This is a genomic window from Pseudomonas sp. C2.3V, assembly GCF_058536325.1.
Map to the genome: position 1 here is coordinate 444,850 of NZ_JBZUBN010000002.1, position 14,708 is coordinate 459,557.

Sequence of the window (14,708 nt, forward strand, 5' to 3'; positions counted from 1 at the left end):
AAATGATTATCGTTTTAATATACTCGCACTGGTTCGCTAGACGGATGTCTAGCCATGCCGCTCTACCCTAACCTTCAAGGAAATCCCCTATGAGCCTGTCTACGTTAGAGCCTGCCGTTGCGTGCGATCTCTTTAAGGAGTGGCAACGTCTGCGCCTGGAAAAACCCTCTATACGTGCACGTGATGCCGCCCAACAGCTGAAGGTCAGCGAGGCGGAGCTTGTAGCCAGTCGAATTGGGAACGATGTGATCCGCCTGCGTCCTGAATGGAAAGCGCTACTGGGTGAGCTTGCCAACTTGGGACCTGTCATGGCGCTTACGCGCAATGAATACTGCGTCCATGAGCGCCAGGGGCCTTACCGCGAACTGGCCATATCAGGAAATGGTCGTATGGGGTTGGTCGTCTCGCCCGACATCGATTTACGGCTGTTTCTCTCAGGCTGGACATTTGCGTTTGCGGTAGACGAAGTGACTTCGCGCGGCCTGTTACATAGCCTTCAGGTCTTTGATGCACAAGGGATGGCGATTCATAAAGTCTATCTGACTGAGAACAGTCATAAGGATGCCTGGGAAGCGCTGAAGACACGCTTTAAGGAAACTGAGCAAAGCTGCGAACTGACACGGGTACCGTTGAAAGCGCGCGTACCGCCCTGTTCCGATCAGAAGGTTGATATCGAGGCCCTGCGCTCAGGGTGGGCGGAGCTAAAGGATACCCACCACTTCCATGCGCTCCTGCAGCGACTGGGCATCGCCAGAACCCAGGCCTTACGACTGGCGGGCAAGGAGTGGGCTGAATCATTGAATGTGGACGCGCTGCCCCAGGTCATGAACGCTGCCGCGGCACAGCAATTACCCATCATGATATTTGTGGGCAACCAGCACTGTATTCAGATCCATACCGGAACCCTCACAACACTCAAGTGGGTAGACACCTGGTTCAATGTATTGGACAGTGCCTTCAATCTGCACCTGCAAACGTCGGGTATCCATACACTCTGGCGCGTGCGTAAACCGAGTGTGGACGGCATCATTACCAGCCTTGAGGTGTATGACCACAACGGAGAACTGATCATGCAGATGTTTGGCGCACGTAAACCTGGCCAACCCGAACGTGCACAATGGACAGCCCTGGCGGAGTCTGCTCAGTGAAAAAGATTCGTCTTGCCATCGGACTTCTGCTCTGGGCTACCGCCGTGGTCGTTTTATCTGCCGAGCAGCCCCAACGCTGGGTCAGTGCAGGCGGCTCGCTGACTGAATGGATCGCCGTACTGGGCGGTCAATCCCGACTGGTTGGCGTAGACACTACAAGCCAGCACCCCGAATCGCTTCAAGCACTGCCCAGGATAGGTTATCAACGCCAGCTCAGCGCTGAAGGCATTCTTACTTTGCGGCCAGACATACTGGTAGGCAGCGAAGAGATGGGGCCGCCTCCCGTGCTTGATCAACTGCGCAGAACAGGAGTGCGAGTAGAGACCTTGTCGGCCGACGCCAGTCTGGACACCCTGCACCGTACCCTGGAAGCACTGGGTACCTGGCTGGGGAAACCGGAAGAGGCCCAAAGGCAATTTACCCGCTACAGTGATACGTTGCACAGCCTGGAATCCCGCATTCACGCAGCTCAGGCGCATCACGCCAGCCCTGGCGTGCTTCTACTCATTGGAGGCACGGGAGATCGGCCGTTGATCGCAGGGCCCGGTACACTCGGCGATTGGCTGATCAAGCAGGCAGGAGGTATCAACCTGGCGACGCAGCCAGGATACAAGGCGCTCTCCAGCGAAGTGCTGGCTGGGCTTGACCCGGCGTATATCATTATTGCCGACCGCCGCCTTGAGGGCGCTGCTGCTGCGCAGGCGCTGTTAAAGCAGAATCCTGCCCTAGAGCAAAGTCAGGCCGTGCGTGAAGGACACCTACTGCCTATTGATGCCACCGTACTGGTAGGCGGACTGGGACCTCGTCTGCCGGAAGTAGCAGAGCACCTAGCCGGACAGTTTTACCTGCAAGATCTTCCAGAGCCGGCAGCCGGACAACCATGAGCCTGCGCGCGTCGCCTCGGTTATTGCTTATAGGGCTGATCGGCTTGACCCTGCTCAGCCTGTGGCTGTCACTGGCGCTGGGGCCGCTTCGCCTCTCCCTGGGCGAAACGTTGCGCGCGCTGGCTCATCTTTCCGGTCTACCTGTTACCGCCAGTGACCAGGCTCTACTGGTAGTTGGGCAGATTCGTTTGCCTCGCACCCTGATGGGCCTGATGGTTGGTGCGGTGCTGGCATTGACGGGCGTTGCCATGCAGGGGCTTTTCCGCAATCCCCTTGCAGACCCTGGCCTGATTGGGGTGTCCAGTGGAGCGGCGTTGGGCGCAGCCCTGGCAATTGTCGGTGGCGAGTACCTCTTCATCCTGCCGATTGGGCTCCAGCCTTATCTGCTGTCATTGTTTGCCTTCATGGGCGGCCTGGTGATTACTGCCATCGTTTACCGGCTGGGTTGCCGGCACGGTCAGGCACACGTCGCCACCATGCTCCTGGCAGGTATTGCGTTAACGGCCATGGCAGGCGCTGCCATAGGCTTGCTCACCTATTTGGCTGACGACACCACGCTGCGCCTGTTGACGTCCTGGAACCTGGGGAGCCTGAACGGTGCCAGCTATGCCCGGCTATGGCCCTTGGTGGGGATTGGTCTGGCCGTAGCGCTATGGTTGCCCCGGCGTGCCGACGCCCTGAATGCGTTGCTTCTTGGAGAGTCCGAGGCACGACACTTGGGTATCGATGTAGAGCGACTCAAGGGCGAACTGATCCTGTGTACTGCCTTGGGTGTAGGTGCCGCAGTCGCAGCAGCAGGCCTGATCGGCTTCGTAGGACTGGTCGTGCCACACCTGCTCCGCTTGATTGCAGGGCCCGACCATCGGGTACTCTTACCCAGCGCACTGTTTGGTGGCGCCAGCCTGTTGCTTCTAGCCGATATCATTGCACGCCTGCTGCTGGCGCCCGCCGAATTGCCAATAGGGATCGTGACTGCTTTTATCGGGGCGCCCTTCTTTTTGTTCCTGCTGTTGCGACGGGCCATGTAATGCTCAAGGCAACAGAATTAAGCGTTCAGCATGCTACCGGGTGGCGTATTCGTGACATTGATCTGGAGCTGCGCAGCGGCGAAATCCTGGGAGTTATCGGTCCCAACGGCGCGGGGAAAAGCACACTCTTTGGCGCGTTATGTGGAGACATACGACCGACCTCAGGCGATATCATGCTTGGAGCAACGCCCCTAACAGCATGGTCGCCCGAGGCGAGGGCTCTTAATCTGGCTGTACTGCCTCAAGCCTCGACGTTAAGTTTTGCGTTTACGGTAAGACAAGTTGCAGGTTTCGGCAGACTACCCCATGCAACAGGCCTCCATACCGATACCCGAATCGTCGATACGGTACTTGATCTTTGCGACCTGACCGAGCTTGCGCAACGCCACTATACGACCCTGTCCGGCGGGGAGCGCCAGCGAACCCATTTGGCCCGCATACTCGCGCAGCTATGGCCTGCCACCTCTGACAAGGTGCTCTTACTGGATGAGCCGACGTCAGCCCTCGACCCCCATCACCAGCACAGCATTCTGAAGGTGATCAGGCAGATGGCCAATCAAGGGTTAGCCGTAGCCGTCGTGCTGCACGACATGAACCTGGCGGCCCGCTACTGCGACAGGCTGCTTCTGCTCAAGCATGGTCAAATGGAGGGCTTGGGCAACCCTGAAGAAGTCTTATGCCCCGAGCGCCTCAAGGCAGTGTTCGACCTGGACGTCCTGATTCAGCAGCATCCAGTGCATGGCCATCCGCTAGTGATCTATCTGTAGCCTTGAGCGGAGCCGGCGAAAGGAGTGCCGGCTCGCTACTCGCAGTGTTAGATACCGTCTTTGGCCAGATCCATGGCGAAATAGGTAAAGATCAGATCGGCACCGGCACGCTTGATCGAGCCTAGGCTTTCCCGTACCACACGGTGTTCGTCAATCGCCCCGGCGGCGGCCGCAAACTTGATCATGGCGTATTCACCGCTGACCTGATAGGCGCCCAGCGGTAGCCTGGAGGCCTCACGAATGTCTCGAATGATATCCAGGTAGGCGCCAGCAGGCTTCACCATCAGCGCATCCGCGCCTTCCTGCTCATCCATCAAAGATTCACGGATCGCTTCACGGCGGTTCATGGGATTCATCTGGTAGGCATTGCGATTGCCCTTGAGCGCGCTACCACCGGCCTCGCGGAACGGGCCATACATTGCCGACGCAAATTTGGTGGAGTAGGACATGATCGAGGTATTGATAAAGCCTGCCTCATCCAAAGCGCTGCGAATCGCGTGCACCTGTCCATCCATGGCTGCCGACGGCGCAATGAAGTCTGCACCGGCCTGAGCCGCAGCAACTGCTTGCTTGCCCAGGTTGATCAGCGTGGCATCGTTATCTATGTGGTCATCATGAACGATGCCACAATGACCATGGGTGGTGTACTCGCAGAAACAGGTATCGGACATGACGATCATTTCCGGTACCGCGTCCTTGCAGATGCGTGTCATACGTGAAACCAGACCGTCCTCATGCCATGTATCGCTTCCATCATGAGACAGGTGATGAGACACGCCAAAGGTCATGACCGACTTGATACCAGCGCGAGCATAACGCTCGATTTCGCTGGCCAGCCTGGATTCGGGGATACGCATGACACCCGGCATGGCTTTGATCGGAACGAAATCATCGATTTCTTCCTCGACGAAGATCGGCAGTACTAGATCATTGAGGCTCAGCTCAGTTTCCTGAAACATCGAGCGAAGCTGATCGGACCGGCGAAGACGGCGTGGGCGAGAAAGAGGGAAAGAACTGGGCACTTGAAACCTCGCAATAAACAAAATCTGTAGCAGATTCGACGTCTGACGAGCGGAGGGATGGCCACGGCAATAGGAAGGATTCTGAAAGTCGAGCCGAAGGACTCAGCGGATCGTCATTTCATTAGCATACTACTGAACAGACGTTTTATGTCGCCCCTTCAGCGCGTCATGTTGCCGCGCATCGTTTTCATCGTAGCAAGGTAGATGATAGGCACCACAAGGCCGTGCAGATATCACAAGACGGACGTTCCTCTATTGAACTCGCCCACCCACCACGTTTCAAAGAACGATAGCGAAACGCTTATTTGAACAACAACCCCAGCACTGGAGAACCTTCATGAAAGTGGCAGAATTGACCAAGCATGTGAAGGACGGAGATGTTAAGGAAATCCATTTCGTTTCCATGGAGGGCGGCTCTTTCGTCATACATGCGTTAATGAATAATGAATCCCATCCCGTTGTGAACGATCACGGTGAAACGCTGCATATCGCCTCGGTCGAAGAAGGCCGAAAAACACTGGTCAATCTGAAGGGAGACGTTCAGCTATTCCTGGTTCAGCCTGCAGTCTACGAAGAGATGGTCGGGCAAGACAGCACGCCCCAGGCTTCCAAGCAGCCCATTCCCCTGCATGGCAACTCCATGGGCCAAAGAAACAACTAGGACTGCTGAGCCTGATGTATTCAGGCTCTGTCGTTCCATCCTAGCGACGGACACCATCAGCTAAACAGTTCTTTACGGCCTTAGCATCACCCTCTTAAATACACGTATAGGGTTAAATACTCTTCTGGCTGCAATGCAGAAGTTCTAACCAAGACGCCTCGTCTGTCAGGTTCATACATTACAGATATTGCTTGCGAAAGCGCTCATACAACTCATGCAGCTCTCGTGTACAGGCGTCTGCATCATCAAGTTGATATAGCTGCGTTCTGGCAGCGTCTACGGCAGCATCATGGAGCTTTCGTGCAAAGACCAGATAGTCCGCACGCTCCATATCACCCGTCTTTTCCAACACATCACCAACCGCTCCGCTGGCGCTTTCCGTGGACATCTGCGCTCCTTAATTTCACAACTTCACTGAATTAAGACACGCTGATTCTAACCATAGCACTTTGCTATTAAGCAACGTTTACGTGACCTTTACGAACGGATACATTGACGTGAGGCAAGGGATACAGTGCTTAAACCATAGAGAAATCTTTGAGTAGGATTGCCCCTCACGGCATGGCAAGCTCAACATGCCATTAAGCATGAGCTGCGTAGTGCTTCATTCAAGAGAAGTTACGGTTCAGAGCAGTGCCGGCTGTCAGACCCAGCCAGTTTCAAAGCTCCTTCTGCGGGCACTGTGTAAGCAGCTCCCGCAGTGGGTAGACCATAACCGGATCGATTGCCCAACCGAGCATGAGTGGTATGGAAGGCCTTGCTAACGCTAGCAATCCAGATGTCTCTATCACTGCTTACTGCTAATACGTAGTAGAGGTTGCTGTTGTTACCTGAGAGGTCTATACACCAGGCTGGCCTAGCGTCGCAATCTCAACCGGCACGCCGCTCAAGGCTTTTACAGCCTCATCGATTCTGGTCCAGTCCACTTGGGCGTTCGGCCCCAGATCCGTACGCTGAATGAGCGCATTGACCAAGGCAGTTTTCTGATCGATCACCGCTGGCTGCCCTGTTTTTGTCGATAACGGCTGGTGGGCTTGGATATAGAGCTTTCCGCCGCTGACACCAAACTCATAGGGCTCATTGATGAAGCGCACTGGAGTTCCTACAGGAACCATGCCTACCAGTTCCGTTACGTCCTTGTTGAGCAAGTGAATGCACCCATGGCTGACCTGCATGCCAATCCCAAATTTCTGATTGGAACCATGGATGAGATAGCCCGGCAGGCCCAGGGTCAGCTTGTAGGGCCCCAGCGGGTTGTCCGGCCCGGGCGGTACAACCGTAGGCAGGATGTCGCCCTCCGCTGCGTGTTCCGCGCGAATGGATGCGGGCGGATACCAGCTCGAGTCCTTGATCTTGCCGGTGATCTTCGTTGTGGTTACGGGCGATCCCCATCCCTCGCGGCCGATACCGATAGGATAAGTAAAGACCGTATGACCATCTTTGGGGAAATAGTAAAGACGATACTCCGCCAGGTTTATTACGATGCCTTCACGAGGCCCCGGCGGCAGAATGAAACGGGTAGGCAGTACAATCTTGGTACCTGCCCCTGGCAGCCAGGCATCGACGCCCGGGTTGGCAGCAACCATTGCGTTGTAGCCCAGATCATAGGTGTCATCCAGTTCAGCGAACGTGTCTTCGTACTTGGCCTCGATCACCTGAACCTGCCCGATGATGTCTTCACCCGGTGGAGGCAGAGGAAACTCAAGCGCCATAAGCGGACTTGAAAACAGGCTGACCGCCCACGTCATCCCGACCACAGACAAGGCACGTGTCCACATAGGAAGATCCTTCGATAGTACTCGATCAATGAGATGACTATTAGATTGAGCCGGCACGACTTAAGACACACTTGGTAAACAAACATTACTTGACGCTCTTCTACTAAGCCCATCCAGGTGCATCATTTGAACCCCTGTCATTTCATTAATCGGCTCGCAAAGCCGTTTCGCCGGTACACTAGGGCAGTTATTACGCCAGTACGCCTTCATCTTCTCACTCTGTGGCTGGCCGGTCTTAATTCTTTAGCTCAGCGTTTATTCATGTTCTCAAAAATTCCGCTTCAGGATCACGAGCGCAACGCCAAGATGGCAAACCGCCGCGTCTTCGTTTTTTCGGTAATCACGTTCTTTCTGTTTCTCGTCCTGATGGGCCGAATGTATTACCTGCAGGTCATCACCTATGGCTACAACACGACCCTATCGGAAAATAACCGTGTTCATGTTCTTCCTATCCCACCGGCTCGGGGCTTGATCTATGATCGCAACGGTGTCGTGATCGCGGACAACAAGCCAAGCTTTGACCTCACCCTGACCAAAGAGCGTGCCGGAAAGTTGGATGAGGTCCTGCATAACGTCATCAAGACGCTGGATCTTTCTGAGGAAGACCTGGAGGATTTCGAGCACGTTGTGCATCAGGTTCATCGTCCCTACCAGCCCATCACGCTGATTTCCGATCTGTCGGAGGAGCAGATTGCCAAGCTGGCCGTCAATCAGTTCATGCTGCCCGGTACGGATGTCGAAGCGCACTTCATTCGCCATTACCCCTACGGTGATGACTTTGCTCATGTAGTTGGTTATGTCGGGCGCATCAATGATGCAGAGCAGAAGAAACTCGACGAGACCAATTACAGCGGCACCGATATCATCGGCAAGACGGGTGTAGAACACTTCTATGAAGACGAACTGCACGGGCAGGTTGGCTACGAAGAGGTCGAAACCAATGCCCGTGGTCGCATCCTGCGTACCTTGAGCCGCACCAATCCGATACCGGGCAAAGACATCACGCTGAGTCTGGATATCAACCTGCAAAAGGCCGCTGAACACGCCCTGGGTGATCGCCGAGGCGCCATCGTGGCCCTCGACCCGAACACAGGCGAGGTTCTTGCCATGGTGAGCAAGCCCAGCTTCGACCCCAACCTGTTCGTCAAAGGCATCAGCTTCAAGGATTATGCCCAGCTGCGGGACTCCATCGACCGTCCTCTCTACAACCGGGTGCTGCGCGGACTTTATGCTCCCGGCTCGACCATCAAGCCGGAAGTCGCCATCGCAGGGCTGGATACCGGCGTGATCACACCGGCCACGCGCATCTTCGATCCCGGTTATTACGAGTTGCCCAATTACGATCACAAATATCGGAACTGGAACCGTAATGGCGATGGCTGGGTGGATCTGGATGCCGCCATCATGCGCTCCAACGACACCTACTTTTATGAGGTGGCCCATCGTCTGGGTATCGATAACCTGCACGACTATCTGTCGCACTTTGGATTAGGACAGCGTGTGTCCATCGACATGGATAGCGAGGCGACCGGCCTGATGCCGTCCCGGGAATGGAAGCGCGCCACACGCCGGCAGATGTGGTATCCCGGTGAGACGCTTATCCTGGGAATTGGCCAGGGCTATATGCAGGTCACACCGCTTCAGCTCGCCCAGGCTACATCGCTGATTGCCAGCAAAGGCGTATGGCATCGACCTCACCTGGCCAAGCTCATAGGTGACTCGCCGATACAGGACCCAAACCCGATGCCCAACATCAAGCTGCATGACCCGCGCGAGTGGGATGCCGTGAACGAAGGCATGCAGATGGTGATGCATGCCCCTCGAGGCATCGCACGACAGGCTGCTCAGGGGGCGCAGTACCGTATCGCCGGCAAGAGTGGTACGGCGCAGGTGGTCGCCATACGGCAGGGTGAACGGTACGACCGCACCAAAGTCAAGGAACGTAACCGTGACAATGCGCTGTTTGTAGGGTTTGCCCCGGCAGAAGATCCGAAGATCGTGGTGGCGGTCATGATCGAGAACGGTGAGGCGGGAGGCCGTGTAGCAGGCCCTGTGGTGCGGGAGGTCATGGACGCCTGGCTTCTCAATGCAGACGGTCATCTGAAGGAGCAGTACGCGCACAGCCCCAAAAACTCCTCGGATGTTCACGGCTAAATCTGGAGTGACCGGGCCGGTTTACGGCCCGGTTTTCTTATTTAGCGTGAAAAACCGGCAGAACGTACTCTGCAATCTCCTCCATCGTCTGGGCTACAGGACGCTGATTACGCCGGAAATGCAGGCCGATATGCTGCACACCGGCCGCCTTCATGGCCTCAAGCTCTTTGATCAGCTCCCGACGCCCCGCCGCAATACCGAAGCGATGTCGCACCAGGGAGGCGTTCGGGTCCGCCACAGGTCCAGATGGATAAAGCTTATGTATGGCTTGTCACCGGCAACGCTGCGCCAGAGTGCGCTGCGCTGTACATGCTCAACAGGTGTTCCAGGATAAGCCAGCAAGCCATCCATCTGCTCACCGATCCAGTCTGGCCGCTGCTGGGCCATACCGGCGACTAACAGCGGTAACGGCTCTGCCGGACGGGGCAGCAACCGTATACCCGCAGGCAGTTTGGTCGCGCCCCAATCGCGGAACATACCGATCTGGGTTCGAAACGCATGGCTGCGGCTGTCATAGCTTTTGCCAAACACCGGATACTCCACTGGCCTGTCGCCGCTGGCGACACCTAATAGCAGTCGTCCCTTGCTCAGTTGGTGAATGGTTGCGGCGGACTTCATGGTCAGCATCGGCTCACGCAGCGGCAATACAATGGCGGCCGTACCAAGCAGAATGCGCTCCGTAATACCGGCCAGATAACCCAAATAACTAAACGCCTCGAATACCTGGGCGGCATCGCCAAACTCCGGATCGTATAGCGGCACATCGCGTATCCACAGGGCCCGGTATCCTAGCCGATCCGCCAGCCTTGCCAGTTCAGCATGCGCCTCAAGGTCAGGCTCGCCGGGTAGGCGGCCGGAGTGCTGCCGTGCCAGCCCACCCGCTGCCGTCCAGTCATTATCCAGAGGAAGCTCGATCCCAATGCTGAAGCCTTCAGCAGTCAATGCTCTCAATGCAGACGACATACAAGACTCCTATCAGTGACTTGGCGTGAGTGTAGTGCGGGATGGCATCGCTGCACTCGAGTTACGCTGATCCAATCGGCCACTGAGTAGGGTCAGCCCCAATGCAACCAAGACCACCAGCCCGCCGATCCAGGCCGTATGAATAAGCCCGACCTGCGCAACGATATGCCCACCCAACCAAGCGCCCCCGGCAATGCCTAGGTTGAACGCGGCAATGTTAAGACCGGAGGCCACATCCACCGCCTGCGGCGTATGCTGCTCCGCCTGCTGGACAACATATACCTGCAGACCCGGCACGTTGCCAAACGCCACCGCTCCCCAGACCAGTACGGTTGCCAATGCCAACCAGATATGGCTTGCAGTAAAGGTCAATACGAACAACACCGCAGCCAACAGTGCAAAGATAATCATCAGCGCACGGATAGGACCACGTTTATCGGCCAGCTTACCGCCCCAGATATTACCGATAGCCACCGAGATACCGTATATCAGCAATACCAGGCTGACCGCATTCGCACCAAGCCCGGTGATGTCTTGCAGTATCGGCGCCAGGAACGTAAAGGCAATAAAGGAGCCACCGTAACCCACTGCAGTCATGGCATATACCAGCAGTAGCCGAGGGGCTTTCAGTACCTGCAGTTGCTGCAGCAAAGACGCAGGCTTGCTGTGCTTGATGTCTGAAGGAACAAACATCAGGCTCCCAATAAAAGCCATTATTCCCAATGCCGAAACAGCCAGAAATGTTTCTCGCCAGCCCACATGCTGCCCAATGAATGTGCCCAGCGGGACACCTGTCACCAGCGCAACCGTAAGGCCGGTAAACATGATGGCAATGGCACTTGCCGCTTTTTCCTTTGGCACCAGACTAGTCGCGATGGTCGATCCGATGGAGAAGAACACCCCGTGGGCCAGGCCAGTCACGATACGAGCCAGAATCAGCGACTCATATCCAGGTGCCCGCCACGCCAGAAGGTTACCTAGCGTGAATAACACCATCAGCGCCAGCAGGAGAAACTTACGTGGAACCCGGCCGGTCAGCGCAGTCAATACAGGTGCCCCTACCGCAACACCCAAAGCATACAGACTGACCAGCAGACCCGCTGATGGCAACGTAACCTGTAGATCAGCCGCAATGGTAGGAATAAGACCGACAATGACAAATTCAGTGGTCCCAATGGCAAAGGCGCTAAGCGTTAGCGCCAACAAGGCAATAGGCATGAAAAAGACTCCGTTGAAGTAGATGAAGCCAGTCTGCGCGTCTTATTCATGCCTAAAAATAGGGTTTCAAGCATATTATTTTTGATTAAAATTCACTAATGAAAACGACCCTCGATGAGTTACTTGCGTTTACCACCGTAGTGGATACCGGTTCCATTACCGCAGCCGCCGACCATTTGGACCAAACGGCCTCTGGTGTCAGCCGGGCTCTCAGCCGACTCGAGGAAAAGCTCGACGTCACCCTGCTCAGGCGGACGACCCGCCGGCTTGAGTTGACAGAGGAAGGCGAGACGTTGCTGATTCAGGCGCGCAGGATTCTCGCGGCCGTTGAAGAAACCGAAGAGCAGATGGCCATACGGCGGCAACGCCCGGCGGGACGTTTGCGCGTGAATGCCGCCTCGCCCTTCATGCTGCATGCACTGGTCCCGCTTGTAGAAGGGTTTCACAAGCGTTATCCCGAAATCGAACTGGAGCTGCACAGCAGTGACCAAATCATCGACCTGATCGAACACCGTACGGACATCGCCATCCGGATTGGTACGTTGAAGGACTCAACTCTACATGCTCGACCGCTTGGCAGCAGCCGGTTACGGGTACTGGCCAGCCCAATTTACTTGAAAGCGAACGGCCAGCCTCATTCCGTTGACGAGCTGGATCATCACCAGCTGCTCGGCTTTACCCAACCCGAAAATCTAAATCAGTGGCCCCTGCGTCACCCACTGGGAGACAGCCTCTCTGTTAACCCTGCGCTCAAGGCCTCCAGCGGCGAGACGCTCCGTCATATGGCCTTGCAAGGCGTAGGGATCGCTTGCCTGTCCGACTTCATGACGCAGCGCGACCGAGTCTCCGGTGAGCTGATAGAGCTGCTCACCCGGGAAACGGTCGAGGTGCGACAACCGATTCATGCGGTTTATTATCGCAACACCGCCCTCGCCTCCCGCATCACATGCTTTCTGGATTACGTGACCGCTGCGCTGGGCCAGGAGCCTTGGGCTCAGGTGGGCACGCCGCCTTAGAAAGGCTCTAACTCCAGCTGGCAAAGCAGCACCCATAACCAAGAACACTAATCGTGTTCTTCTGGTCCCACATGTTATAGAGCCAGGCACTTCCGCCATGCCCGACCTAGAACAGCGATTATCGGATCAACGGTGTGCTTGCAGCGGGCACAAACCGCCGAGGCAGTGCTAACGTCGCTGTAAGCCCGGATCGTACTCCAATCTCTAGTCCTGGCTTCGGTAGGCGGGAAGCGCTTCGATAGATCAAGCTGCTTGAATATCATTCTTTGCGGTAGTTGCTATCTAACATGACCGATAAATACAGGACTGCGGTAGACGCGGCTGCCATTTTTTCCGAAACCGATCCAGACGGGACCATTACCTACGTCAACGATCAGTTCTGTGCCGTGTCGGGTTACAGCAAAGAGGAGCTTCTAGGCTCCAACCATCGTATTCTGAACTCGGGCCAGCATCCGCAGGAGTTCTACGATAGCATCTGGGCCACCATCACGCGGGGTGAGATCTGGAAGGGAGAGATCTGCAATCGCCGCAAGGATGGCTCCCTGTACTGGGTAAACAGCACCATCGTGCCGATTACGGACGACGAAACCCAGGAAGTTGTCAAATACATCTCAATCCGCTTCGATGTGACCGAGCATCAGGAGCTGCTTCAAGCACTGCAGTGGCGGGCGTCCCATGACGTGTTAACTGGCCTGCCTAATCGGGCATTGCTGCATGAACGCCTGGGCATGGCTATTTCCTCAGCTCGCCGCCATCACCGCCTACTCGCGCTGGGCATGCTTGATCTGGATGGGTTCAAAATCATCAATGATACCTACGGGCATGCCATCGGGGATCGCCTGCTGGTAGAAGTGGCCAATCGATTGCACGAAACGCTCCGTGAGGAGGATACGTTGGCCCGAATGGGGGGCGACGAGTTTGTCCTGATCCTCAACGACATCCAACTGCAAACACTCCCCATCAGCCTGCGCCGCCTACTCGAGACGCTTTCTCAGCCCTATGAGATTGATGGCCAGAGTCTGGAGATTGCTGGCAGCATCGGCGTTACTATCTACCCCAATGATAACGAGGATCCAGATACGCTTTTGCGCCATGCCGACCAGGCCATGTATCAGGCCAAGCAAGACGGACGAAACCGCTTTCAAATTTTTGACGTGCCAACCAACAACGAAGCACGGGCAGCCTCCCTGATGCTGGCACGTCTGGAGCAGGCCCTGATGAGACAGGAACTGCGCTTGTATTACCAACCTAAGGTCAACCTGCAGACCGGCAAGGTTATCGGATTCGAAGCCCTGCTGCGCTGGCAGAGCCCCTATGAGGGATTGGTTCCTCCGCTTCAATTCCTGCCTTTCGTCGAACGCAATGACCTCATCGTGGAGATTGGTGAATGGGTCATCGATCAAGCCCTGCGTCAAATCAAGCAGTGGAGTCTCCTGGGTCATAGCTGGCCGGTGAGTGTCAATATCGCTGCCCGGCACTTTCAGAAACCCAACTTTGTCGAGCGCCTGCGGACGATTCTGGACCGGCATCCGGAGGTCTCACCAAACCTGCTGGACATCGAGATCGTCGAGTCGACTGCGATCGAGAACATGGAGCATGTCACGCATTGCCTGATGGCCTGCCAAGCCATGGGTGTGACATTCTCACTGGATGACTTTGGGACGGGCTACTCCTCCCTGAGCTACCTCAAGCGCTTGCCCGCCCAGACCATTAAAATTGATCAATCGTTCGTGCGCGACATTTTGACTGACAAGGAAGACCTGGCCCTTTCCGAAGCCATTATCGGTCTGTCCAAGGCCTTTGACCGAGAGGTACTGGCCGAGGGTGTCGAGACGCGCTCTCAAGGCAAAATGCTGCTTGAGATAGGATGCCAGCTGGCCCAGGGATATGGCATCGCCCGGCCCATGCCTGCCGATCAGGTCTTGAAATGGGTCGAACATTATTCCCGATCGCCTTCCTGGGAAGGTGAGAGCCAGCAAGATTTGAGTCCATAAACAGACCGTACGCTTTTACAGCAGCCAGCGTATCGGAATGTGTTTCACCTCTATGACACCTTCATCAGAGCAGCA

At 55.9% G+C, this 14,708-nt stretch carries 13 protein-coding genes; 8 read left to right on the plus strand and 5 right to left on the minus strand.

All coding sequences use genetic code 11. The features are described from left to right. The first annotated feature begins 89 nt into the window (after positions 1-89). From AC4LF3_RS21825 to AC4LF3_RS21840, 4 genes are read left to right on the plus strand one after another with little or no spacing between them, the layout of a single operon-like run. Positions 90-1,148: a hemin-degrading factor gene (locus AC4LF3_RS21825; RefSeq protein WP_010798901.1), complete on the plus strand. Its 1,059-nt coding sequence runs from the start codon at positions 90-92 to the stop codon at positions 1,146-1,148. Next, on the plus strand, positions 1,118-2,032 hold the full coding sequence (locus AC4LF3_RS21830; RefSeq protein WP_434136459.1) for a heme/hemin ABC transporter substrate-binding protein: 915 nt from the start codon (positions 1,118-1,120) through the stop codon (positions 2,030-2,032). Before AC4LF3_RS21825 ends, AC4LF3_RS21830 begins: the two co-directional genes overlap by 31 nt. A gap of 50 nt (positions 2,033-2,082) precedes the next feature. Further along, positions 2,083-3,060, plus strand: a complete 978-nt coding sequence (locus AC4LF3_RS21835) for a FecCD family ABC transporter permease (protein WP_312270769.1) — start codon at positions 2,083-2,085, stop codon at positions 3,058-3,060. Continuing rightward, positions 3,060-3,827, plus strand: coding sequence for a heme ABC transporter ATP-binding protein (locus AC4LF3_RS21840; protein ID WP_491836726.1), 768 nt, complete (start codon positions 3,060-3,062; stop codon positions 3,825-3,827). Before AC4LF3_RS21835 ends, AC4LF3_RS21840 begins: the two co-directional genes overlap by 1 nt. Positions 3,828-3,874: 47 nt before the next feature. Here the strand turns inward: AC4LF3_RS21840 and hemB are convergent, their stop codons facing one another. Next, a complete protein-coding gene (hemB, locus tag AC4LF3_RS21845) occupies positions 3,875-4,849 on the minus strand; it encodes a porphobilinogen synthase (protein ID WP_491836727.1) in 975 nt (324 codons plus the stop codon). A 337-nt stretch (positions 4,850-5,186) separates the two neighbouring features. Between hemB and AC4LF3_RS21850 the strand changes: the two genes are divergently transcribed. After that, the gene (locus AC4LF3_RS21850; protein ID WP_010798896.1) at positions 5,187-5,510 is read left to right on the plus strand and encodes a DUF6482 family protein; all 324 of its coding nucleotides are present in this window, start codon (positions 5,187-5,189) and stop codon (positions 5,508-5,510) included. 178 nt (positions 5,511-5,688) lie between these two features. On the opposite strand, the gene AC4LF3_RS21855 is transcribed toward AC4LF3_RS21850, so the two are convergent. Both AC4LF3_RS21855 and AC4LF3_RS21860 read right to left on the minus strand, forming a co-directional pair. Further along, positions 5,689-5,898 (minus strand): hypothetical protein, encoded by a 210-nt coding sequence (locus AC4LF3_RS21855; RefSeq protein WP_312270683.1) that lies wholly within the window; start codon positions 5,896-5,898, stop codon positions 5,689-5,691. Positions 5,899-6,349: 451 nt separating this feature from the next. Continuing rightward, positions 6,350-7,288, minus strand: coding sequence for a L,D-transpeptidase family protein (locus tag AC4LF3_RS21860; protein ID WP_491836728.1), 939 nt, complete (start codon positions 7,286-7,288; stop codon positions 6,350-6,352). A gap of 306 nt (positions 7,289-7,594) precedes the next feature. On the opposite strand from AC4LF3_RS21860, the gene mrdA reads away from it, so the two are divergent. Beyond that, positions 7,595-9,442: a penicillin-binding protein 2 gene (gene mrdA, locus AC4LF3_RS21865; protein ID WP_376748348.1), complete on the plus strand. Its 1,848-nt coding sequence runs from the start codon at positions 7,595-7,597 to the stop codon at positions 9,440-9,442. Positions 9,443-9,613: 171 nt separating this feature from the next. Here the strand turns inward: mrdA and AC4LF3_RS21870 are convergent, their stop codons facing one another. Together AC4LF3_RS21870 and AC4LF3_RS21875 are read right to left on the minus strand one after the other, a co-directional pair. After that, positions 9,614-10,405: an LLM class flavin-dependent oxidoreductase gene (locus AC4LF3_RS21870; RefSeq protein ID WP_491836729.1), complete on the minus strand. Its 792-nt coding sequence runs from the start codon at positions 10,403-10,405 to the stop codon at positions 9,614-9,616. 12 nt (positions 10,406-10,417) lie between these two features. Then, on the minus strand, positions 10,418-11,623 hold the full coding sequence (locus tag AC4LF3_RS21875; protein WP_125888876.1) for an MFS transporter: 1,206 nt from the start codon (positions 11,621-11,623) through the stop codon (positions 10,418-10,420). A gap of 98 nt (positions 11,624-11,721) precedes the next feature. Between AC4LF3_RS21875 and AC4LF3_RS21880 the strand changes: the two genes are divergently transcribed. After that, a complete protein-coding gene (locus tag AC4LF3_RS21880) occupies positions 11,722-12,639 on the plus strand; it encodes a LysR substrate-binding domain-containing protein (RefSeq protein WP_491836730.1) in 918 nt (305 codons plus the stop codon). Positions 12,640-12,926: 287 nt separating this feature from the next. Beyond that, positions 12,927-14,633 (plus strand): putative bifunctional diguanylate cyclase/phosphodiesterase, encoded by a 1,707-nt coding sequence (locus AC4LF3_RS21885; RefSeq protein ID WP_286786747.1) that lies wholly within the window; start codon positions 12,927-12,929, stop codon positions 14,631-14,633. Positions 14,634-14,708 lie beyond the last annotated feature (75 nt).